The organism is Micromonospora sp. NPDC005087 (genome assembly GCF_042872965.1).
Classification (GTDB): Bacteria; Actinomycetota; Actinomycetes; order Mycobacteriales; family Micromonosporaceae; genus Micromonospora.
In genome coordinates, this window is the sequence record NZ_JBIALB010000006.1 from 1 (window position 1) to 21,435 (window position 21,435).

The 21,435-nt window shown below is 72.5% G+C and carries 23 protein-coding genes and 1 tRNA gene; 14 read left to right on the forward strand and 10 right to left on the reverse strand.

Translation table 11 applies throughout. From position 1 onward, the window contains the following. The first annotated feature begins 23 nt into the window (after window positions 1-23). Window positions 24-515: a hypothetical protein gene (locus tag ACFYPS_RS15910; RefSeq protein WP_387325201.1), complete on the forward strand. Its 492-nt coding sequence runs from the start codon at window positions 24-26 to the stop codon at window positions 513-515. 365 nt (window positions 516-880) lie between these two features. Next, window positions 881-1,522, forward strand: a complete 642-nt coding sequence (locus ACFYPS_RS15915; RefSeq protein ID WP_354962986.1) for a hypothetical protein — start codon at window positions 881-883, stop codon at window positions 1,520-1,522. A 213-nt stretch (window positions 1,523-1,735) separates the two neighbouring features. Here ACFYPS_RS15915 and ACFYPS_RS15920 read toward each other — a convergent pair. Together ACFYPS_RS15920 and ACFYPS_RS15925 are read right to left on the reverse strand one after the other, a co-directional pair. Then, window positions 1,736-1,807, reverse strand: a tRNA-Val gene (locus tag ACFYPS_RS15920). Window positions 1,808-1,857: 50 nt separating this feature from the next. After that, window positions 1,858-2,487, reverse strand: a complete 630-nt coding sequence (locus ACFYPS_RS15925) for a TIGR02611 family protein (RefSeq protein WP_387325204.1) — start codon at window positions 2,485-2,487, stop codon at window positions 1,858-1,860. A gap of 294 nt (window positions 2,488-2,781) precedes the next feature. Between ACFYPS_RS15925 and ACFYPS_RS15930 the strand changes: the two genes are divergently transcribed. Further along, window positions 2,782-3,213, forward strand: a complete 432-nt coding sequence (locus ACFYPS_RS15930) for an SsgA family sporulation/cell division regulator (RefSeq protein ID WP_007457244.1) — start codon at window positions 2,782-2,784, stop codon at window positions 3,211-3,213. A 114-nt stretch (window positions 3,214-3,327) separates the two neighbouring features. Here the strand turns inward: ACFYPS_RS15930 and ACFYPS_RS15935 are convergent, their stop codons facing one another. Further along, entirely contained in the window at window positions 3,328-4,104 is a 777-nt protein-coding gene (locus ACFYPS_RS15935; RefSeq protein ID WP_354962988.1) for a glucose 1-dehydrogenase, read from the reverse strand. Between the two features lie 227 nt (window positions 4,105-4,331). On the opposite strand from ACFYPS_RS15935, the gene ACFYPS_RS15940 reads away from it, so the two are divergent. The 4 genes from ACFYPS_RS15940 (at window position 4,332) to ACFYPS_RS15955 (ending at window position 6,606) form a co-directional block, all read left to right on the forward strand. Further along, on the forward strand, window positions 4,332-5,294 hold the full coding sequence (locus ACFYPS_RS15940; RefSeq protein ID WP_354962989.1) for an AraC family transcriptional regulator: 963 nt from the start codon (window positions 4,332-4,334) through the stop codon (window positions 5,292-5,294). A 7-nt stretch (window positions 5,295-5,301) separates the two neighbouring features. Continuing rightward, a complete protein-coding gene (locus ACFYPS_RS15945; protein WP_354962990.1) occupies window positions 5,302-5,757 on the forward strand; it encodes an Rrf2 family transcriptional regulator in 456 nt (151 codons plus the stop codon). Then, on the forward strand, window positions 5,757-6,275 hold the full coding sequence (locus ACFYPS_RS15950; RefSeq protein WP_354962991.1) for a GNAT family N-acetyltransferase: 519 nt from the start codon (window positions 5,757-5,759) through the stop codon (window positions 6,273-6,275). The genes ACFYPS_RS15945 and ACFYPS_RS15950 overlap by 1 nt, the downstream gene beginning before the upstream one ends. A 151-nt stretch (window positions 6,276-6,426) precedes the next feature. Continuing rightward, window positions 6,427-6,606: a DUF4236 domain-containing protein gene (locus ACFYPS_RS15955; RefSeq protein WP_089016974.1), complete on the forward strand. Its 180-nt coding sequence runs from the start codon at window positions 6,427-6,429 to the stop codon at window positions 6,604-6,606. 93 nt (window positions 6,607-6,699) lie between these two features. On the opposite strand, the gene ACFYPS_RS15960 is transcribed toward ACFYPS_RS15955, so the two are convergent. Next, window positions 6,700-7,590, reverse strand: coding sequence for a hypothetical protein (locus ACFYPS_RS15960; RefSeq protein ID WP_354962992.1), 891 nt, complete (start codon window positions 7,588-7,590; stop codon window positions 6,700-6,702). Window positions 7,591-7,614: 24 nt separating this feature from the next. Then, entirely contained in the window at window positions 7,615-8,136 is a 522-nt protein-coding gene (locus ACFYPS_RS15965; protein ID WP_074318189.1) for a VOC family protein, read from the reverse strand. Window positions 8,137-8,185: 49 nt separating this feature from the next. Between ACFYPS_RS15965 and ACFYPS_RS15970 the strand changes: the two genes are divergently transcribed. Further along, window positions 8,186-8,647 carry a MarR family transcriptional regulator gene (locus ACFYPS_RS15970; RefSeq protein ID WP_354963300.1) on the forward strand — a complete coding sequence of 154 codons (462 nt, stop codon included), beginning with the start codon at window positions 8,186-8,188 and terminating at the stop codon, window positions 8,645-8,647. A gap of 57 nt (window positions 8,648-8,704) precedes the next feature. After that, window positions 8,705-10,369, forward strand: coding sequence for a tetratricopeptide repeat protein (locus tag ACFYPS_RS15975; RefSeq protein ID WP_354962993.1), 1,665 nt, complete (start codon window positions 8,705-8,707; stop codon window positions 10,367-10,369). Between the two features lie 19 nt (window positions 10,370-10,388). On the opposite strand, the gene ACFYPS_RS15980 is transcribed toward ACFYPS_RS15975, so the two are convergent. Next, window positions 10,389-11,753, reverse strand: a complete 1,365-nt coding sequence (locus tag ACFYPS_RS15980) for an ATP-binding protein (RefSeq protein ID WP_354963301.1) — start codon at window positions 11,751-11,753, stop codon at window positions 10,389-10,391. Window positions 11,754-11,926: 173 nt separating this feature from the next. After that, entirely contained in the window at window positions 11,927-12,583 is a 657-nt protein-coding gene (locus ACFYPS_RS15985) for a response regulator transcription factor (protein ID WP_354962994.1), read from the reverse strand. A gap of 95 nt (window positions 12,584-12,678) precedes the next feature. Here ACFYPS_RS15985 and ACFYPS_RS15990 point away from each other — a divergent pair, with 95 nt between their 5' ends. After that, the gene (locus tag ACFYPS_RS15990) at window positions 12,679-13,821 is read left to right on the forward strand and encodes a sigma-E factor regulatory protein RseB domain-containing protein (RefSeq protein ID WP_354962995.1); all 1,143 of its coding nucleotides are present in this window, start codon (window positions 12,679-12,681) and stop codon (window positions 13,819-13,821) included. A gap of 113 nt (window positions 13,822-13,934) precedes the next feature. On the opposite strand, the gene ACFYPS_RS15995 is transcribed toward ACFYPS_RS15990, so the two are convergent. Then, the gene (locus ACFYPS_RS15995; protein WP_354962996.1) at window positions 13,935-14,570 is read right to left on the reverse strand and encodes an SGNH/GDSL hydrolase family protein; all 636 of its coding nucleotides are present in this window, start codon (window positions 14,568-14,570) and stop codon (window positions 13,935-13,937) included. A 13-nt stretch (window positions 14,571-14,583) separates the two neighbouring features. On the opposite strand from ACFYPS_RS15995, the gene ACFYPS_RS16000 reads away from it, so the two are divergent. Together ACFYPS_RS16000 and ACFYPS_RS16005 are read left to right on the forward strand one after the other, a co-directional pair. Next, a complete protein-coding gene (locus ACFYPS_RS16000; protein ID WP_354962997.1) occupies window positions 14,584-14,709 on the forward strand; it encodes a hypothetical protein in 126 nt (41 codons plus the stop codon). 9 nt (window positions 14,710-14,718) lie between these two features. Beyond that, the gene (locus ACFYPS_RS16005; protein WP_354962998.1) at window positions 14,719-17,013 is read left to right on the forward strand and encodes an ATP-binding domain-containing protein; all 2,295 of its coding nucleotides are present in this window, start codon (window positions 14,719-14,721) and stop codon (window positions 17,011-17,013) included. Between the two features lie 79 nt (window positions 17,014-17,092). Here the strand turns inward: ACFYPS_RS16005 and ACFYPS_RS16010 are convergent, their stop codons facing one another. Next, on the reverse strand, window positions 17,093-17,515 hold the full coding sequence (locus ACFYPS_RS16010; RefSeq protein WP_354962999.1) for a hypothetical protein: 423 nt from the start codon (window positions 17,513-17,515) through the stop codon (window positions 17,093-17,095). Between the two features lie 191 nt (window positions 17,516-17,706). Between ACFYPS_RS16010 and ACFYPS_RS16015 the strand changes: the two genes are divergently transcribed. Beyond that, a complete protein-coding gene (locus tag ACFYPS_RS16015) occupies window positions 17,707-19,749 on the forward strand; it encodes a glycerophosphodiester phosphodiesterase family protein (protein WP_354963000.1) in 2,043 nt (680 codons plus the stop codon). Between the two features lie 173 nt (window positions 19,750-19,922). Further along, window positions 19,923-20,300, forward strand: coding sequence for a hypothetical protein (locus ACFYPS_RS16020; protein ID WP_354963001.1), 378 nt, complete (start codon window positions 19,923-19,925; stop codon window positions 20,298-20,300). 74 nt (window positions 20,301-20,374) lie between these two features. On the opposite strand, the gene ACFYPS_RS16025 is transcribed toward ACFYPS_RS16020, so the two are convergent. After that, the gene (locus tag ACFYPS_RS16025; RefSeq protein ID WP_354963002.1) at window positions 20,375-21,328 is read right to left on the reverse strand and encodes a sporulation protein; all 954 of its coding nucleotides are present in this window, start codon (window positions 21,326-21,328) and stop codon (window positions 20,375-20,377) included. Window positions 21,329-21,435 lie beyond the last annotated feature (107 nt).

Here is a 21,435-nt window from a genome sequence, read left to right on the forward strand (position 1 = left end):
CACACAACCGTCCATGATCGACGGTGGCTGCCCTCGTTCCCACACCGCACCGAGCCACAGCTCAGCCAAGGTCAACAACCCCGGCTGGAGTACTAGCCGTTCTCTTCCTCGACGAACTCGTCGTCGGGTTCTGGAACCAGGCCTTTCCCGAGAGCTTCTACAAGAACTTTCCGACCGTCGCCCTCACCCCGCCATTCAGCGAGCACTACGCGCGAGACTTCGGCGGAGCCACCCTCGGCCTCGCCGTCGTCCTCGGCATAGCGTTCGTCGCACCTCGAGCCGTGTTCACCATCCCCGCGGCGGCGGCCTTCTCGACCTTCGCCATACCCCACTTCTTCTACCACGTGACCCACCTCGACCACGCCACCCATGGCGAGGCCGTGTTCCTCACGGCTGCCAATGCCGTCGTCGCCCTGCTCGGCCTTCTCGTCATCGCCCTGACCCTTGTCCGGGACGCCAGGCATCGCCGACGCCACGGCGTCGAACGGCCCCCGAGCGGAGCCGTCAGCGGATAATCGTGTACCTGGTCAGGAGCCGCAGATCGCCATCTCGGCTACAGAGTTCTGCCGTGTCTGGACGTCAGCCGCAGCGCGGCGACGGTGGTGCGCGGAATTGTCTCGGAGATCCACAAATTCGGCGTCTTCGTGCGTCTCAAAGGGTGCGGCTGTCGCTGAAAGCGTTGCAGGAGGACCCGCTGGTCCAGTTCGCGGACCAGGTTGGTGAGGTGCTGTCCGGGCCGGTCGTCAAAGGTGGTGCCGTTCGGTGTCTTCGTCCGCGTCGCGCCGGGGATCGCGGGCCTGCTCCACGGGTCCCCGGGCCGTGTATGTCGCACCGATCAGGCAGTATCTGCAACGTCCCCCAGAACGTGAGGAGTCGGCGCATGGCCAAGAAGGCAACGGTCTACACGTGGACGAGCTCAGTGGGACATCCGCTGGCCATCAGCGTCGAGCCCGCATGTATCGACTGGAGGACGTGGGTCGCCGGGCGGGGGAAGGTTGACCCCGCCGAGCCCTATTTCACCGAGTGGACCACGGTTCGTTCCACCGAACTCATCGAGGATCGTTATGTGCTTAATGCCGGCCCGGACCGGCAGGGCGATCGCGATCGCGACTGGGCATGGGCCGCGCCACAGATTATGCGTGGCGTAGCGCCTGCGAAGGAGTATGTGCTTAAACCGCCCGGGAAACGCACCGCCGAGGCAACCAACACCACAAGCAAATGGTCGTGGACCTTCCTGGACGTGTACGACCTCACGCCCGGCGGTGTCGCCTGGGCTCCATTCAAGTCGGAGCATCCGTTCTATGAGCGGTCGCGTCAGATCGCCGAGGAGGCGAGGGCCTGGCTGGAGGCGGCCCACCCGGAATGGCGGGCGGAGTCCAAGAATCTCGGCATCGAGGCCGACCTGACCCACCAACGGGATAGCGTTTCGCGGACGCAAGCAGCTATCCGCGAAGCGCGCGCGACGATCGGAGAGTCGCGCCGCCGCACGAACGTACTGCAGGCGTTGCGCCCGAAGGTGTAGGCATCGGCAAGCGGCCCGATCGGCGTACTGGGCCCGGTTTCCCCGGTGGCGGCGTCGCACATGAGGGCGGTCAATCGGATCGCCAGCAATGACCCGACCGGGACCGCCACCTCCGCCGCTGCTCCCCAACTGCTCCCAACGTAAGCCGCACATACAGCGAAGCCCGTTACCGGCTACTCCGGTAACGGGCTTCGTACCTGCAAATACTTACGGTGGGCGATGCTGGTATCGAACCAGCGACCTCTTCGGTGTGAACGAAGCGCTCTCCCACTGAGCTAATCGCCCTCAGCGCCACTGACTCTACCCGATCGTGGAACCAGACCGGAAATCCGGGGTCAGTGCGTCGCGAGGTAGTGCATCGCGGCGGCCACCACGTCGATGCCGAGGCTGTACTTGAGTGACAGCCACACCACCACGGCCACGAAGACCAGGCCGACGGAGCCGAGCACGATTCGCACCGGCAGCGACTGGCGTTTCGCCCAGTTGGTCCAGCCGTGCACGTGTCGGCGGGTGAAGCCGAGCAGCCGGCGGGCCCAGTGGTATTCGACGGCCCAGATGCCGAGCCCGGCGATGACCAGCAGCCAGCCCGGCCCGGGTAGCGGGATGAGGGCGATGCCGATGGTCACGACCAACGCCCCGGCGATCGCAATGAAGATCTTGAGGGTGATCCGGCCGGTGGGGTTGGCCCGGATCAGGTCGAGGGTGGTGGAGATCCGCTCCCGCCAGTTGGGGCGCCGCGGCGGGTCCGCCACCACGAGGAGGCCACCGGCACGACCGGCCCCGTCCCGGACGGCACGGCCCGTGCCAACGGCGCCAGAACGGCCCGCTTCTCCGGCACCGGGACGGCCGGGCTCGGACGCCGGCCGACCGGACCGCTCGGGCTGCTCCATTGGCACTGCGTACCCCCGCTTTTCGGCTGCTCGGACCGCGACGTTCGGCGGACCGGACGCCGCTGCCGGATCCACTGAGGATCGCTTCGCGACCATTTCACCCCCCAGTGTCGCTCGGGCCCGTCACTGCAACGGCCGACTGGACGTTACCGGAGTAAGTCGACGACTGAGCCACCCGATGCCGGGCGGGATCACGCACTGGGCAGAACCGGAAATCCTACATGAATCCTCACATTCACGCGGCCTTTCCGTCCCCCTTCCCACCACTGGGTGAAGTCAGCGTATGGCGGAGCGTAGCCAGGAGTAGCACCTGAGTATGGGAAAAGCGGGACACGCGCGTTCCGCAGCGGTGCCGGGGGGAGAACGTCCATGAGTGTCATCCGACCGACGACCGTAGAGGTCGAGACGTCGCTAAGGCTCGTCGCACCTGACGCCACCGCATTGCCGGTGCGTGCCAGTCTGCGTTACGACCCTGCTGACCCGTATGCGGTCCATGTCCTGTTCCATGCCGAATCAGCTGGCGGCGAGGCGGTGAGTTGGTCCTTCGCTCGCGAACTGCTCGTCACCGGCCTAGACGAGCCAGCCGGCATCGGTGATGTGCGGGTCTGGCCCTGGGCCACCCCGCGCGGCGACTTCGTCGCGCTGGCCCTGTCGTCACCGGACGGCAACGCCCTCTTCGAGGTGCCGCGCAGCGTCCTGGTGCGTTTCCTTCGACGGACCTACGTCGTCGTCCCGCGCGGCCGCGAGGCCGAGCACCTGGACGTCGACACGGCGGTGAACCGGCTGCTCGCCGGTCGCTGACCACCGCCCGAACGGGCAACACCGGCCATGACGGGGCCGCGCGGATCTGCCGACCGCGCGGCTCCGGCACACCCCGGGAGTACGCGGGCCTGCCCGCTCCGGGTCGGCCGGTGCTCAGCCGTGCGTGGTGATGCCGCCGTCGACCGGGATGACCGCGCCGGTGAGGTACGCGCCGGCCCGGGAGGAGAGGTAGATGGCCGTGCCGGCCATGTCCTCCGGGCGCCCGATGCGGCCCAGCGGCACCTGCTGCTCGATGCTGGCCCGGCTCGCCGGGTCGTTCAGGGCGAACGCCATCATCTTGCTCTCGAACGGGCCGGGCGCGATCGCGTTGACGGTGATCTGCTCGCCGGCCAAATGGTGGGCCAGGCTGCGGGTGAGCATGTGCACGGCCGCCTTGGTGGCCGAGTACGCGTACACCTCCATCCACGGCACCCGGATGCCGTCGATCGACCCGATGTTGATCACGCGGGCCGGGTCGTCGGCGCTGGCGGCGGCGCGCAGCGCCGGCAGCAGCGCGGTGGTCAGCCGGAAGACGGCCTTGACGTTGACCGCCCAGAGCTTGTCGAACGCGGCCTCCGGGTAGCTTTCCAGCGGGGCGCCCCAGGTCGCGCCGGCATTGTTGACCAGCACGTCGAGGCGGGGGAAGCTCTCCCGCACGGCAGCGGCCAGCGACTCGGCCCCGGCGTCGGCGCCCAGGTCGGCCGGGATCGCCTCGCAGCGCCCCTCGGCGGAGAGTTCCTTGGCGACCGCCTCGCAGACGTCCGCCTTGCGGGACGAGATGATCACCTGCGCGCCGGCCCGGACGAAGCCCTGGGCGATCATCAGACCGATCCCCCGCGACCCGCCGGTGACCAGGACCGTCTTGCCTTCGACCGAGAACAGCTGCGTCATGCCCATCCCATCGCGAGTCGGCGGGTCCGCCGGTCCGGCGGGCGGCCGGCGGGGCGCCGGGCGGACCGGAGACCGGACGGCGCTACCGCCGGGTAACGTAGCCCGGCCGCCGGGACCGCGACAAGCCCGTGGCGGCGCGCCGGATCCGCCGGTGGCCGGGATGCGGTGACCTGCGGTTCGGGCTACCGTCGCAGGCGATGGTCTCCACCGGTCCCCTTCCTGCGGCAATGATCGGAGCGGCGCCACCCGTCCCCGACGAGATCGCCACGTTCGCGCTGGCCGACCTGGCCGGCGACCGGGGCTGGCTCCGTCCGGTGTTCGTCGAGCGGGAGCTGCTGATCCTCACCACCCGTGGGCACGGCGACGCCGAGCTGGATTTCCACCTGCTGCCGTGCCGGCCCGGCACGCTGCTGCGGGTGCGCGCCGGCCAGGTGCTGCGCTGCGCCGGCCCACAGTTCGACGCCACCGTGGTCGGTTGGGATTCCGAGGCGCTGCGCGGTCTCGACGTGGACCCGGACGCGCCGCCGACCTGGCGGCAGCTGGCCGGCGAGGACGAGGACGCCGTGATCAGCGAGGTGAGCCAGCTGGCGGTGGACTGCCAGCGGCACCGCGACACCCCCGCCGGCCGCGCCCTTCTCCGCCACCAGCTCGCCGTGCTGCTGCTGCGGCTGGCGCTGCCCGGCGGGGACCGGTCGGGTGGCCGGCCCGAGGCCGAGACGTTCCACCGGTTCTGCCGCGAGGTGGAGCACGCCTACCAGTACACCCGGCGGGTGGAGGACTACGCCGCCGCCCTCGGCTGCTCGGTACGGACCCTGACGCGGGCCTGCCTGGCCGTCACCGGGCGCAGCGCCAAGCAGGTCATCGACGAGCGGGTCGCGTTGCAGGCCGGACGGCTGCTCGCCGCGACCGACGAGCCGATCGCCCGGATCGGTCGGGACCTGGGCTTCTCCGAACCCACCAACTTCGGCCGCTTCTTCACCCGGGAGATCGGGCTCAGCCCCGGCGCGTTCCGGGCCGCCCGGGACCAGCCGGCCGCCGCCCGGGTGGTCCGGCCCCGGTCACCGGCCGAAGCGGCGACCGCCAATGCCGGCTGGTTCCGCCCCGGTGCCCCCGGCGAGCCGGCCAACGGCGGTCACGCCGCCCCACCCGGACAGCCCGCGGGACCGGGCATCGGCGCCAGCCGGGCATGATGGCAGGGTGCAGATCTCCGCGCGCGGCGACTACGCGGTACGGGCGGCGCTGAGCCTCGCCACCGCGTACCCCTCGCTGCTGTCCACCCAGGCCATCGCCGCGGAGCAGGACATGCCCCGCAAGTTCCTGGAGGCGGTCCTGGCCGATCTGCGCCGGGCCGGCATCGTCCGCGCCCAGCGTGGCGCCGAGGGCGGCTACACGCTCGCCCGTCCGCCGCGCGAGGTGACCGTCGGCGCGGTGCTGCGCGCCGTGGAGGGTCCGCTGGCCGGGGTACGCGGCCTGCGCCCGGAGGAGACCCGGTACGAGGGCGCGGCGGAGAACCTGCCCGGCCTCTGGGTGGCGGTACGCGCCGCGGTCCGTCGGGTGGTCGACGAGGTGAGCCTCGCCGCGATCATCAGCGGTCGGCTGCCGGCCCACGTCCGCAAGCTCACCGCTCTGCCTGACGCCTGGGAGCCCCGCTGATGCCCACGCCCACCCTGCGCACCGACCGTCTGCTGCTGGAGCCCTACCGACCGGCCGACGCCGAGGACTTCGTCGCGCTGCTCGCCGACCCCGAGGTGGGCCGGTTCATGGGCGACGGGCCGATGACCGAGGCGGACGCCGGCGACCTGTTCGGGCGGGTGTTCAGCCGGGTCTACGCCGACGACCTCTTCGACGTGTGGGCGGTCCGTCGGGACGGCCGCTACGTCGGGCACGCCGAGATCAAGCGGACCGACGACGTCGAGGGCCACGAGCTCGTCTACGCGCTCGCCAAGCCGGCGTGGGGTGGCGGCCTGGGCACCGAGCTGGCCACCGCGCTGGTCCGGTACGGCTTCGACCGTCTCGACCTGCCCCGGGTGTACGCCACGGTGGCCGACGCCAACCACGCCTCACTCGGGCTGCTGGCCAAGCTCGGCTTCGTCCACCAGCAGGATGTGACCGAGGAGGACGGCAGCGTCACCCGGGTTCTCGCGCTGGACCGGAACCCCGTCCCGGCCTGAGCCGTCGGGCCGCAGCTCGTCTCCGGAATGGAGACCGCGACGCCGCATCGGGCAACCGTCCATGCCGGACACCGAGTGGGTTTCGGAATTCACCGGTTCGGGAATGTTCGATCTCGACACGGCAGGGAACGGTGACGAGGGGAGTCCTCCGATGGGCCTCATGTTTCGCAAGCGCAAGAAGATCGGTCCGATCATCCTGAACTTCACCGAGAACGGCTTCTCCTCGTGGAGCATCAAGATCGGGCGTTGGTCCTGGAACTCCAGGGCTCGGGCGCACCGGGTCGACCTGCCGGGTCCGCTGTCCTGGAAGCAGGACAAGTCCCGGTCGTAGTGTCCCGGGAGTCGAGCGGGGTGCCGGTGATTCACCGGCACCCCGCTCGGCGTCCGCGGGCGGTCGGACACCGACCGGGGCGGCTGGGCGCGCTCAGCGCGTCGAACTGATGATCTCGTCGCCGGCCAGCCGGCCGGCCTCGCGTTCGCGGCGCACGTCGCCCGCGTCGAGCAGGGCGGTGAGTGCCCGGGTGGCGTCGGAGGCACGGTAGACGGTCGCGGTGAGAGTGTGCCGGCGTAGCTCGGTGACCGGCCGCGGCCCGCCCCGGCGCAGCTCGGCCAGCAGCTCGCGGGCCAGCGGCTCGGGGTCGGGGTCGCCGGCCACGTCGACCGGCGCGCCCGCCGGGTCGGCCGGGTCGGACAGGCGCACGTCGAGGTCCGCGCCGACGGCCCAGAGCGCGTCGCGCACGGCCTCCAGGCTCCGGTCCGATCGGCTGCCGAACGCGATCACGCCCGCCGCCGCACCGTCGGGCAGCACCGGCGCCACCTCGGCGACCAGCGGGAAGCCGGCGCCGACCAGCGCGTCGCGGGTGCCGCTGTCGGCGTGCAGCAACAGCTCCCCCGTGCGGCCGTTGCTCGCGGCGGTGACCAGTTCCGGGGCCACGGCGCCGGGCAGGTCCAGGAAGCAGAACAGCGGAGAGCCGGCGGCGCCGGCCGCCTTCACCGCGACCGGCAGCCGGTCCGGGACGCCCGGCAGCAGGTGCACGGTGACCTCGGCGGGCAGTTCCGCCTCGACCGGGCCGAGCCGGGTCGGCAGCTCAGCGGCGCCGTCGGCCAGCACCAGCACGGTCACCCGCCGGCCGCGCACCTGGTCGGCGTGCCCGGCGACCACCCGCAGCGCGGCCTCGGCGCCGCCGGCGTCGTCACCGGCCCAGGCGAGGGCGATGGTGGCCCGCCTGGAGCGGTGCAGGGCCGCGGGCAGCCAGGTCGTCAACTGGCGGACCAGCAGCTCGCGGAGGAAGTCGGTGGTCCGGTCGGTCGACATCGGTCCGTTCTACCCTACGAGCGGTCAGGCCGGGACGGAGATCCCCACCCCGCCGCGGGTCTGCCCGCCGTAGCGCTGCCGTTCGGCGGCCAGGTCGAGCCGGCCGATCCGCTTGCGGGCGGCCAGCGCGTCGTCGTCGAGCCGGTCGGCCGGGACCAGCCAGACCACCTCGAACTCCAGGCCGTCCGGGTCCTGCCCGTAGAGGCTCTTGGTGGTGCCGTGGTCCGAGGTGCCGACCAGAGCGCCGGCGGCCGAGAGCCGCTCGGCGGTGGCGGCCAGCTCGTCGAGGGTGTCCACCTCCCAGGCCAGGTGGTAGAGCCCGACGGTGGCGCGGCCGGCGGTCGACCGCCCGGCGCCGGCGCCGATCTCGAACAGGCCGAGGTCGTGGTCGTTGGTCGAGTCGGGGGCCTGGAGGAAGGTGGCGCCCCGGAATCCGTCCGGGGTCATCGCCACCGGGCGGAAGCCCAGCACGTCGCGGTAGAAGGCGACGCTACGGGCGAGGTCACTGACGTAGAGGACGGCGTGGTTGAGTCGATGGATTCCCATGGCTCCAGGCTAGCGCGGTTTAGTTGAGCTCTCAACCATTGCGGGTATGATGACGGTCATGACCCGCTGGCTGGACTCCGACGAGCAGCGCACCTGGCGGGCGTTCCTCACCGCCTCCCGCGCGCTGATGGACACGCTCGACCGCGAGCTGCAACGCGACGCGGGGATGCCGCACGCGTACTACGAGATCCTGGTCCGGCTCTCCGAGGCCCCCGACCGGCGACTGCGGATGAGTGACCTGGCCGAGGCGACCGGGTCGTCGCGGAGCCGACTCTCGCACGCCGTGGCCCGGTTGGAGGCGGCCGGCTGGGTGCGCCGCGAGGAGTGCGCCACCGACCGGCGTGGGCAGGTCGCACTGCTCACCGACGCCGGCTTCGCCACCCTCGCCGCTGCCGCCCCCGGCCACGTCGAGGGCGTACGCCGGCACCTGTTCGACGCGTTGAGCCCGGCCCAGGTCGACCAGCTGCGCCGGATCAGCGAGACGCTGGCCGAGCACCTGAGCAGATCCTGACCGATCGACACGGGCGCGGGTCTTGTACTTACCGTCGTCGGATGAGCACGATGGGGCGTGCCCTCCGGCTTCGGCGAACTGACTGATCAGGCGCACCACCTCGTGTCCGCCGGCGACCTGACCGGCGCACAGCGGCTGCTCTCCGACGCGCTCACCGACGCCGACCCGCGCCCGGCCAACGCCACTACCGAGCTGGCCGAGGCCGCCAGCCTCCAGGCGCGGGTGCTGGTCGCGCTCGGCGAGCCGCACTCCGCCCGGGGTTGGGCCGCCTTCGCGTACGCGGCCACCACCCGGTTGCACGGCCGCTCCGACCCGCGCACCGTGGCTGCCGCGGCGACCCTGGCCGCGGTGCTGCACCGGGTCGGCAGCCACTCCCGGGCCGCCCGGCTCTACCAGGAAGTCATCATCGAGCTGACCGCCCAGGACGGCCCGGAGTCGCTGCGGGTGCTCGCCGCGCACGCCGACCTGGCCACCGTCGAGTACGCCCGCGGCCAGTGCACGGTGGCCCGCGACCGGCTCCAGGACGCCTGGGAGCTGCACCGCGAGGTGTACGGCGACGGGCATCCCAGCGGCATCAAGATGCTGGCCCGGCTCGGCGCGATGCAGCGCGACTGTGGGCAGTTCGCCGAGGCGCACGACAACCTGGCGCTGGCCCGCGAGCTGTGCCGACAGCACCTTCCCGCCGACGATCCGCTGGCCGTGCAGGTGGCGGCGCTGGCTCGGGCGGCGGCCAACCCCGATCACGCCTGCGCCGACGAGACGCCCCGGGACAGCCCCGTGGTGCCGGCCGCCCGGGCCCCGTCACACGGGGACGGAGCGGTCGGGTCCGGCTATCACCCACCCGCTCCCCCGCCCCAGCACGCCGATCCGGCGGCCGGCCCTGCCATCGGCGACGATGAGGCGCTGGCCGGCCATGGGGGCGTGGCCGGCGGCGGCGCGGTGCCGAGTCCTCGGTCGCCGGCCGACGAACCGGGTGGGTCGGTGGGCTTCACGTGGCCATCCGATCCGGCGGACGAGCCCGCCCGCCAGTCCACCGACACACCGGTCCCCCCGTCCGTGGTCGGGCTCGCGGGCGGCGCGGAAGAGGCGTCGGGGGTGTACCGGCTGCACCGGCCAGGCGAGCCGTACCAGCCGTCCGAGCCGTACACGCCGCCCGGCGCGTACACGCCGCCGGATCCGTACGCGCCGCTTGAGCCGTACACACCGTCCCGGCTGCTGCCGGTGCCCGTGCACCGGGCACCGGCACCGCGACGCAACCGGCTGGTGCCGGTGCTGGTCGCCGGCGTGGTCGTGGTGCTGCTGGGCACCGCGGCGGTGATCGCCGGGGTGGCGAGGGTCGGCGACGGGGACGACCAGCGTCCCGGCCCGGGCACCGCCTCCCCGACCGGCACGGGCGCGCCGGCCAGCAACAGTGCCTCCCCTTCCGGCGCGGCGCCGCCCACGGCCGCGCCGGGCACCCCACCGGGCGCGGTGGCCCTGCGTGACAACCGGGACAACATCGCCCTGCGCTGGACCTACCCGGCCGGTGGTGAGGGGCCGGTGGTCGTCTCCGCCGGCCGGGCCGGCCAGGGTAAGAACGCCATCGCCACGCTGCCCGCCGGTGCCACCAGCTTCGTCGTCTACGCGCTCAACCGCGCCAACGACTACTGCTTCACGGTGGCCGTCGTCTGGTCCACCGACACCGTGGCCAGCGCCGACGAGGTCTGCACCCGCCGCCACTGAGCGTGCTGAGCCCCGTCGGTCAGCGGCCGGCCCGTGGCTCCTCGTCGGTTGGCAACGCCGGCAGCAGCAGACGTACCCGTAGGCCTTGCTGGTCGTCGCCGTCGGTCAGCGTGATGCTGCCGCCGGCGCGGCGGACCAGCTCCCACACGATGGCCAGGCCGAGGCCAGCCCCACCGTCGTCGCGGGCCCGCCCGTCGTCCAGACGGGTGAACCGGCCGAAGACCCGGTCCCGGTCGGCCACCGGAATCCCCGGGCCGTCGTCGGTCACCGTCACCAGGTGGTACGCGGCCTCCTGGTTCCTGGCCGGTGTCGCCTCCACGGCGAGCAGAACAGCGCCGTACGCGTGCCGGACCGCGTTGTCGACCAGGTTGGCCAACACCCGGCGCAGCTCGTCGGCGTTCGCGACCGTCCACAGCGGGCCGGGCGGCGGCACCACCCGCACCGGCGGCGACGGGTACCGGCCTGCGACCTCGGTCAGCAGGGCGCCCAGCTCCACCGGCCCGGTCCCCCGGGCCGGTGGCGTCTCGTCCAGGCGGGCCAGCAGCAGCAGGTCGTCGACCAGTCGGCTCAGCCGATCGGTGTCGGCGAGCAGGTTGGCGGTCACCGCCGTCCAGTCCGTCCGGCCGGCGAGGCGCTGGGCCACCTCCAGCTCGGTCCGGATGTTGGTCAACGGGCTGCGCAACTCGTGTGCCGCATCGGAGACGAACGCCCGCTGCCGGGCCCGGGCGGACTCCAACCGGCCCAGCATCCCGTTGAGGGTGACCGCCAACCGGTGGATCTCGTCGGCCGAGGCGGGCACCGGCAGTCGCCCGGTCCCGGCCCGCCCGGTGATCTCCTCGGCACCCCGGCGCAGCGCCTCCACCGGCCGCAGGGTCGCGCCCACCACCCGCCAGGCCACTGCGGCCAGCACGGCCACCAGCAGCGGGAACGCCACCAGCAGGATGGTCCGGACCACGTGCGTGCTGTGCCGCACATCGGCCATCGAGCGGGCGACCAGCACGGTGAGCGGGTCGGCCGCGGTGCCGGCCGGTACGGCGACCACCCGGACCGGGCCGGCGAGCCCGACCCGCTCCGCCTGCACCTCCAGCCGCTGCCGGCGGTCACCGTTCAGCCGCTCCGGGCGGACCATCGGGACCAGCCGGTCCGCGTCGATCGAGGCGGCCCGGATCCGCCCCTGTGTGTCGATCACCTGGACGCGGACCTGCCCACCGGCCACCGGCAGCGGGTCGGGCAGCGCGTCCTCGGCGGCGAGCAGGGCGACGGCGTCGGCGGTCCGGAACGCCTCGGTGTCCACGGTGCGCTGGAGCACGTAGCCGAGCGCGCCGAGCAGCACCACCCCGCCGAGGGCCAGCGCCACGGTGAGGCCGAGCACCCCGATCGCCATGAGCCGGCCGCGCAGCCCGAGCACCGGCACCCGGCTGCGCCAGTTCCGGCGGACGCGCCCCGGACCGCCCGAGGTCGCCGGACCGGCGGAGGTCCCCCGGCGGTCGGCGGTCGGCGCGGCGGCCTCAGGCGCGGTCGGCCCACCGGCCGTCAGGTCGGCCGGCACGTGCGTGCTCACGTCGCCAGCCGGTAGCCGGCGCCCCGGACGGTCTCCAACCGGTCCCGGCCGAGCTTGCGACGCAGGTAGCCGACATACACCTCGACCGCGTTCGGCGCGGTCTCCAGGCTGGCGTCCCAGACGTGGTCCAGCAGCTCGATCTTGGAGACCACCTGGCCGGGTCGACGCATCAGGTAGTCCAGCAACGCGAACTCCCGCGCGGTCAGCGTCACCTCGGCGTCGGCCCGGGTCACCCGCCGCCGGGCCGGGTCCAGTCGCAGGTCGCCGACGGCCAGCACCGCCGGGCGTTCCGGCGCGCCCCGGCGCAGCAACGCCCGCAGGCGAGCCAGCAGCACCACGTACGAGAAGGGCTTGGTGAGGTAGTCGTCGGCGCCGCAGTCCAGGCCGTCGGCCTGGTCGTACTCGCCGTCCTTCGCGGAGAGCATCAGCACCGGCAGCCAGTGCTCCTCCGCGCGCAGCCGCCGGACCAGCTCGTAACCGGACAGGCCGGGCAGCATCACGTCGAGGATCATCGCGTCGTACCCGCCGTGCCGGGCGGCGTCCAACCCGGCCGGGCCGGTCGCCGCCACGTCCACCGCGAACCCCTCCGCCTGCAACCCGCGTTGCAGCGCAGCCGCCAACCGGGCCTCGTCCTCCACCACCAGCAACCGCACGACTCAAGGGTGCCACCTGGGTCAAAGCAGGCGGATCGGCGTCCTCAGCGTGTTCACAGCGCCGAGAGGGCAGGATGGTCGGCAGGAGGTACCACATGTCCGTTCTGAGAAGCCGTCCCGTCCTGCGCTGGCTGGTCCCGGCGACCGCCGCCGTCGCCGTCATCGGTGGCGGCGCCGCGATCGGCACGTTCGCCGCCGAGGCCGAACCGAGCCTGCCGCCGCGCACCGCCGCCCAGCTTCTGGTCGACCTGCAGACCTCCCGGCTGGAGGGGCTGTCCGGCACGGTCGTGCAGCGCGCCGACCTCGGCCTGCCGCCGCTGGTCGGGCTGGTCCCCGGCAACGACCTGACCACCCTGTTGACCGGCACGCACACCCTGCGGGTCTGGTACTCCGGCCCGGAGCGGCAGCGGGTGGCGCTGCTGGACACCCTCGGCGAGCAGGACATCATCCGCAACGGCCGGGACGTGTGGAGCTGGGAGAGCCGCGGCAACACCGCCCGCCACGTCACGCTGGGCGACGCCATGGCCGGGGGTCCGGCGCCCGAGGCGGCGCCGAGCCTGCCGGCAACCCCGCAGGAGGCAGCCGACCTGGCGTTGCGCGCGGTCGACCCGAGCACCGAGGTCAGCGTCGGCCGGTCGGCGACCGTCGCCGGGCGGGACGCGTACGAGCTGGTGCTCCAGCCGCGCGACAAGGACTCGCTGGTGCACCAGCTACGGATCGCCATCGACGCCAAGCAGCACGTGCCGCTGCGCTTCGAGGTGCTCGCCACGGGCAGCGACCAGCCGGCGTTCGAGGTGGCCTTCACCCAGGTCGACTACCAACGCCCAGCCGCCGACCAGTTCACCTTCAACCCGCCGCCCGGTGTGACCGTCACCGAGGAGTCGGCCGAGCAGCGGCCCGCGGGCCGGCCCGACCACTCCAAGCCGGCGGGTGATCCGCAGGTACGCGCCGTGGGCACCGGCTGGACCACCGTGCTGGTGGCCCGCCTCGACGGGGCCGTCGGCGGCAAGCCGGCCACCGAGAAGCCGGCCGGCGACAAGCCAGCCCGCGACAAGCCGGCCGGTACGCCGGACGTCGACGTGTCGAAGCTGCTCGGCGGGCTGACGGCGGTCAGTGGTGATTGGGGCAGCGGTCGGCTGCTCGCCGGCAAGCTGTTCAGCGTGCTCCTCACCGACGACGGCCGGGTGCTCGCCGGCGCCGTCACCCCGGAGCGGCTGTACCAGGTCGCCCGCGGCTGATTTACCGGTGTTGTCGCGCCGGGTCGACCCACCGGTCGGCCCGGCGCGCCGTCGTGTCCGGTGGGCGCCGTGGTCGAGCGAAGCGGACCGTCAGCCGGCGCCGGGCGGCGGCGTCAGGGGGTGGCGGTCGCGCCGAGGGCGGTGAGGAACGCGTCGGCGAGCACCGCGTGGCCGGGCAGGTGCGGATGCACCCGATCGTCGGCCCAACGCTTCGCCGGGCTGACCGCGAGCACCCGGTCGAACGCCGCCTGGGTCGGCACGTGCACCGCGTCGAACTCGGTGGCCAGCGCGGCCACCACGGCGCAGTACCGGTCGGTGTCGGCGCGCTGCGGGTCGCCGCGGTCCGCCTCGATCAGGAACGGGTCGCCGAGGATCAGCCGGCAGCCGGTGGCGTCCACCGCACGGCGGAGCAGGTCGCGCAGGGTGCGCTCGTACTCGTCGAGGGGGACGGCCTCGTCGGGCCGGTCGCCGTAGCGCCGCCAGATGTCGTTGATGCCGATCATGACCGAGAGCCAGTCCGGACGCTCGGCGATGGCGTCGTCGTCCCAGCGGGCGGCCAGGTTCCGCACGGTGTCCCCGCTCACACCCCGGTTGATCCACTCCGCGTCCAGCTCGGGGTGGCGGGCGCCGACCAGGGCACGAACGAGGCTGACGTAGCCGGCGCCGTAGGGCGCCGCGGTGTCCCGCCGGCCGCAGTCGGTGATGCTGTCGCCGATGAAGACCACCCGTTGCCCGGTCCGCAGGATCATCCGCCGCCACCTCGTGATCACCGAGCGCGCCGCCCCGGTCAGCGTGGTCGAGGCCGGCGGGACGCGCTATCTTCAACTGTTCGAGGGCACAAAAAAGAACGGCTCAAAAGCCGTTCCTGCAAAGGATTCTAATCTTTAGGGAGACGGCTTGTCAAGGCACTCCGGCGGTTCCGGCGAATTGCCGCTTGACGACGAGATCGGTCGCGAGCAGGAGTACGTCTCGATGCTCTACGACCGGCTGGACGGGCTGCGTGATCAGGCCGCCGAGCGGCTCACCGGCGAGCTGCGCAACACCGGCGGCACCCTGCAGGACCGCTCCCAGCGCGACAGCTCGGTACGGATGTACGCCGACCAGGTCGAGCAGTTCTCCGCCGTGGAGAACGGTCTCTGCTTCGGCCGCCTCGACGGCGACGATGGCGCCCGCCACTACATCGGCCGGATCGGCATCTTCGACACCAGCGGCGATTACGACCCGCTGCTGATGGACTGGCGGGCCCCCGCCGCCCGCCCGTTCTACCTCGCCACCGCCGCCAACCCGCAGGGCGTACGCCGTCGGCGGCACCTGCGTACCCGCCAGCGCAAGGTGACCGGGCTCAACGACGAGGTGCTGGACATCTCCACCGCCGCTCCGGGCGCGCACGAGGAGCTGACCGGTGAGGCGTCGCTGCTCGCCGCGCTCAACGCCGGCCGGACCGGCCGGATGCGCGACATCGTGGAGACCATCCAGGCCGAGCAGGACGGGATCATCCGCGCCGACCTGCCCGGGGTGATGGTGGTCCAGGGCGGCCCGGGCACCGGCAAGACCGCGGTCGCGCTGCACCGGGCGGCGTACCTGCTCTACACACACCGGCGGGAGCTGTCCAGCCGGGGCGTGCTGCTGGTCGGCCCGAACGCGACCTTCCTGCGCTACATCTCCCAGGTGCTGCCCACCCTGGCCGAGACCGGCGTGCTGCTGCGTACCCAGGGAGACCTCTTTCCCGGGGTGAGCGCCCAGCGGACCGAGCCCGCCGAGACCGCCGCCCTCAAGGGCCGGGCGGTGCTCGCCGAGGTGCTGGCGCGGGCCGTACGGGACCGGCAGTGGGTGCCGGACGAGCCGCTGGAGATCGAGGTGGAGCGGGAGGCGCTGACCCTCGACCCGGAGACCGTGCGCACCGCCCGGGACCGGGTGCGCCGCGCGGACCGGCCGCACAACCTGGCCCGGGCGCTCTTCGACGTGGAGATCGTGCACGCGCTCGCCGACCAGGTGGCCGAGCGGATCGGCGCCGACCCGCTGGGCGGGGACAACCTGCTCGACGAGGCCGACCGCGCCGAGATCCGCCGGGAGCTGCGCGACGAACCGGAGATCCGGGCCGCCCTCGGCCGGCTCTGGCCGGTGCTGACCCCGCAGCGCCTGCTCGCCGACCTGTACGCCGACCCGGACCGGATCGCCGCCGCCGCGCCGATGCTCACCGACGACGAACGGGCCCTGCTGCACCGCGAGCCGGGTGGCTGGACGCCGGCCGACGTGCCGCTGCTGGACGAGGCCGCCGAGCTGCTCGGCGAGGACGAGCGGGCCGCCGCCGCCCGGCGGGACCGGATCCGCAGGATGGAACGGGAGTACGCCGAGGGCGTGCTGGAGATCGCCCGGGGCTCCCGGTCGATCGACGTCGAGGACGAGGCCGAAGGTGGTGAGATCCTCGGCGTCACCGACCTGATCGACGCGGACCGGCTGCTGGAGCGGCAGGAGGAGGCCGACCGGCTGACCACCGCGCAGCGCGCCGCCGCCGACCGGAAGTGGGCGTTCGGCCACGTCATCGTGGACGAGGCGCAGGAACTGTCACCGATGGCCTGGCGGCTGCTGATGCGCCGCTGCCCGAGCCGGTCGATGACGATCGTCGGGGACGTGGCGCAAACCGGCGCGCTCACCGGCACACCCTCCTGGGCCGATGCTCTCGCGCCGTACGTGGCGCAGCGGTGGCGGTTGACCGAGTTGACGGTCAGCTACCGCACCCCGGCCGAGATCATGGCGGTTGCCGCCGACGTGCTGGCCGAGATCGACCCGGCACTGCGGCCGCCGCGCTCGGTGCGGGAGAGCGGCGTACCGCCGTGGGACCGGACGGTGCCGGACGAGCAGTTGGCCGCGGAGTTGGTGGCGGCGGCCACCCGGGAGGCGGCCCGGCTGGCCGAGGGCCGGCTCGGCGTGATCGTGCCGGCCGGCCGGGTGGACGCGCTGGGCGCGACGGTGACCGCGGCGTTGCCGGAGGCCGCGGTGGGCGAGCATCCGGAGCTGGAGAGCCGGGTGGTGGTGCTGACCGTCGCGCAGGCCAAGGGGTTGGAGTTCGACTCGGTGCTGGTGGTCGATCCGGACCGGATGGTGGCCGAGTCGCCGCGCGGGCGCAGCGACCTGTACGTGGCTCTCACCCGCGCCACCCAACGCCTGGGCATCCTGCGCCCGAGCAGCTGACCGGCGTACCCCGGAAACCGCAACGCCCCCGCCGAGTGGTCGCTCGGCGGGGGCGGCGGTGCGAACTCGCTCGACAGGGTCAGTCGCCGACGGACCTGTCCCTGATGGACTTGCCCGGACCGGTCGCGGACGTGGACTGGTCGCTGGTGCCGCCGCCCATCGGGGTGCTCAGACCGCCGGTGGTGGCGTCGCCGGTCGCCGTCGGGGCCACCTTGCCCCGGTGCCGCTCCGGCTGCCGGGCCACCCGGCGAACGCTCGCCGGACCGGCGGTGCCACCGGTGGTGGTCACCGCGCCCTGCCCCCCGACGGGGCCGCCGTCGCGCAGCACCTGCGGATCGACCCGCACCTTCGCCGGATCGTCCGGGTCGTCCTGCTGAATCATCCGCTCCACATCGGTGCGCGGCACCGTCACCTCGTCGACGGCGCCCTTGCCGTACACGCCACCTGCGATCCGGTCCTCGGCCTGGCGGGCGGCGTCCTGCCGCATGTCGTCCTCACGCACGTCCATCACCTCGCAGAAGCTGTGGAACTGACTGCGTGCCCGACGGCCGGCCGGTCAAACCCGCCGAGGCCCGGAGGTCGTCCACCCCGGTTCACCGTCGCGCCGTCCGCCGGCCGCCTGCCGGCTGTCCACGATGCCCATGCTGTCCGGCGACCGGTGGGAGACGCCCACCGGCGGGAGGGGATGACAGCGTGCGCAGAGTACGCCGTACCGCCGTCGCGGCCCTGGTGGCCGCGACGGTGACGACCGGGCTCGCGGTGCCCGCCCAGGCGAAGCCGCGACCGGACCGGACATTCGACGTGCAGGCCCACCGCGGGGGCCTCGGGCTGCGGGTGGAGAACACCCTCGCCTCCTTCGGCAACGCCCTCCAGCTCGGGGTGAGCACCCTCGAACTGGACGTGCAGATCACCGAGGACGGTCAGGCCGTGGTCACCCACGACCGGAAGGTCACCGGCACCAAGTGCGTCGACACCACCCCGGTGTCGCCCGGTGACCCGGAGTTCCCGTACGTCGGGAAGTACATCAACACGCTCACCCTGGCCCAGGTGCGCACCCTCGACTGCGGTTCGAAGACGCTGGCGGACAAGCCCGGCCAGCTCGCCGTGCCGGGTGCCCGGATGCCGCTACTGCGTGAGGTGTTCGCCCTGGTCAACCGCTATCGGGCGAAGGACGTCAAGCTCAACGTCGAGACCAAGGTGGAGGCCGGCGCGCCGAGCGAGACCGCGCCCCGCGAGCAGTTCGTCCGGGTCACCGCGGCCGAGATCCGCGCCGCCGGGCTGCTCAAGCAGGTCACCATCCAGAGTTTCGACTGGGGCGCGCTGATGCGCATGCGCCAGGTCGAGCCGAAGCTCCCGCTGGTCGCCCTGACCAACTACGACTTCCTGCAGACCGGCCAGCCGGGCGCCTCGCCGTGGCTCGGCGGGCTGGACATCGACGACTTCGGCGGCAACCCGATCAAGGCGATCCGCAGCTTCGGCGCCAGCGCCTTCTCCCCGGTACACGGCTTCCCGCAGAACGGCACGGTCACCGACCCGGGCTACAAGCCGTACGTGACCCGGGAGATGGTCGCCGAGGCGCACCGCTACGGGATCAAGGTGATCCCGTGGACGGTCGACGACCTGCCGACCATGACCAAGCTCATCGACGACGGCGTGGACGGCATCATCACCGACTACCCGGACCGGCTGCGCGCCCTGCTGGCGCAGCGCGGCTACCGGCTGCCGAAGGCGTACGCGGCGCCGTTCGACATCCAGGCGCACCGGGGCGGTCGGGCCACCCGGCCGGAGAACACCCTGCCGGCCTTCGCGAACGCGCTGGCCAACCGGGCCATCTCCACGCTGGAGCTGGACACCGGGGTGACCGCCGACGGCAAGCTCGTGGTGCTGCACGACCGCACGGTCAACGGCTCGCACTGCGTCGACACCGCCCCGGTGCGCCCCGGTGACCCTTCGTTCCCGTACGTCGGCAAGCCGGTGCACGAGCTGACCCTGGCGCAGCTCAAGACCGTCGACTGCGGCACGAAGACACTGCCCGAACTGCCCGCTCAGGTGCCCGCGCCGGGTGCCCGGATTCCCACGCTGGACGAGGTCTTCGCCCTGGTGAAGGCGAGTGGCCGCAGTGACATCGGGATGAACATCGAGACGAAGATCAGCCCGGTGGTGAACGACACCGAGCCGTACCGCAGCTTCACCCGCAAGCTGGTCGGCGCGATCCAGCGGGCCGGCTTCACCGACCGGGCCACCATCCAGTCGTTCGACTGGCGCACCATCACCTACGCCCGGCAGCTCGACCGCCGGATCGGCACGGTCGGCCTGGTCTGGCAGTACGGCCCGGCCGAGTGCACCACCCTCGCGGACGAGTGCTCGCTCGAGGCGGTGTACGGCGACCCGTCGGTGAAGAGCCCGTGGACCGATGGGCTGGACTGGTGGAAGTCCCAGGACCTCGGCAAGCTGACCCGGGCCGCGGGCGCCGGCACGGTGTCGGCGAACTGGCAGGTGCACGACCCGCACCAGGGCACGGTCGCCTCGCCCGACTGGTACCTGCGGGAGAACCCGGCATACTTCCACGGACCGGACGTACGGACGCTTCAGACGCGGTACGACCTGAAGGTGATCCCGTACACCGTCGACGACGCGCGGGTGATGCAGCGGGTCATCGACCTCGGTGTCGACGGCATCATCACCGACGACCCGGATCTGCTGGTGAGCGTCGCGGTCCGCAACGGCCTGCGCTGACCGCACCCGACCGCCGGCCGGGATCTTTTTGGCCGGCGGTCGGGTGTTACCTGCTCAGGGGGCTCGGGTAGTCGGGGGATGTCCCCGCCTGAACACGAACCGTGCCGTGGCCGAAACGCGGTAGCGGGGCGAGGGAATGCAGGTACGACTCATCGCATCCTGAGGAGGACCAGATGAGCACGCAGGCTGCTTCCACCCGGCCGATGAACCGGCCGACGTCGGACGTCCAGAACCCGGCGTCGATGCAGAACACGCAGACCAGGCAGATGCCGGTCATGCAGGACGGGCGCCGGAACGACATGCAGGCACCCGGTACGGAGACCAAGCAGGCGTTCAAGACCACCGAGTTCTGGATCTACCTGATCGCGGTGGCCGGCGTACTGGTCGCCTCGCAGGTAGTCGGGAAGAACTCCGCCGGGGTGGACATCTTCCGCGCCAACAACGCCTGGTTCCTGATCACCCTGCTGACGCTGGGCTACCTCGGTAGCCGTGGACTGGCCAAGGCCGGCAGCAACCACCGCAGCAGCGAGGAGCGCAAGGCCCGGCACTGACCGGGTACGCGGTAGCACTACGCGCAGTGGCCTCCGGGAGGAATCTCCCGGAGGCCACTGTCGCGTCTGGACGACTACTCGCCGAAGTCGCCACCGAAGTCACCCTCGAAGGCGTCCTCGATCATCTCGCCGGCGATCATGCCGCCGGCCACGCCGAGCGCCGCGCCGGCCACCATTCCGCCCATCCCGTGCCCCCGGCCGTGCCCGTGCCCGTGCCCGTGACCCGGCCCGAAGCCCTGGGAGCGCAGACTGCCGTAGCGGGAGGTGGTCTCGCGCAGCCAGCCGTCGACCACCTGCGCCCAGTCGACCCGGTCGACGTCGGCGTGCGACACCTGGTACCGGCCGAACGCGTCGTGCCCGGCGCTGAGGAAGCCGCCACGCTTGTCGCACTCCAGGATCACGTCCACCCCGCGCTGGCTGGTCACGAAGGTCAGCTCGACCTCCCGGATCGTGCTGGCGTACTGCGGCGACGCGAAGAACTCGATCTCCTGGTAGAACGGCAGCGTCTGCTGGACGCCCCGGATGTGACCGCGCTCCAGGTCGGCGTGCTTGAACTGGAAGCCGAGCCGCTGGAACGCCTCCAGGATCCGCTCGTGCACCGGCAGCGGGTGCACCGCCACCTGGTCCAGGTCGCTCTTGTCCACGGCGCGGGCCACGGCCAGCTCGGTGCGCAGGCCCATGGTCATGCCGTGCAGGCGCTGGCCGTACACGTCGGTGATCGGGGTTTCCCACGGCACCGGCAGCTGGAACGGCAGCGAGAGCTGCTGCTTCGGCGCGAGCTGGAGTGGGCCGCTGACGGCCATGCGGTGAAACTCCATGGTGCCCGCGTACTCGGTGTCGTGTCCCTCGACCTCGACCCGGGTGACCAGGCCGATCACCACCTGCTCGATGGCCGCCGGGCTGTCACCGCCGACGAGGTTGACCTGCCCGTCGAGGGTCAGGCCAGGCCGGGTGTTGGGGTTGGTCAGCACGGTGTCCACGCTGGGACCGCCGACACCGAACGCGCTCAACATCTTCTTGAAGACCATCGGAACTCCTGTGCGACAGCCGACCGCTCCACCATGGAGTCGGACGTTGACTCGTGGGCACCCTATCGGGAGGCCCTGTGAGATGGCTGTGAAGTGCTGGCGGTGGG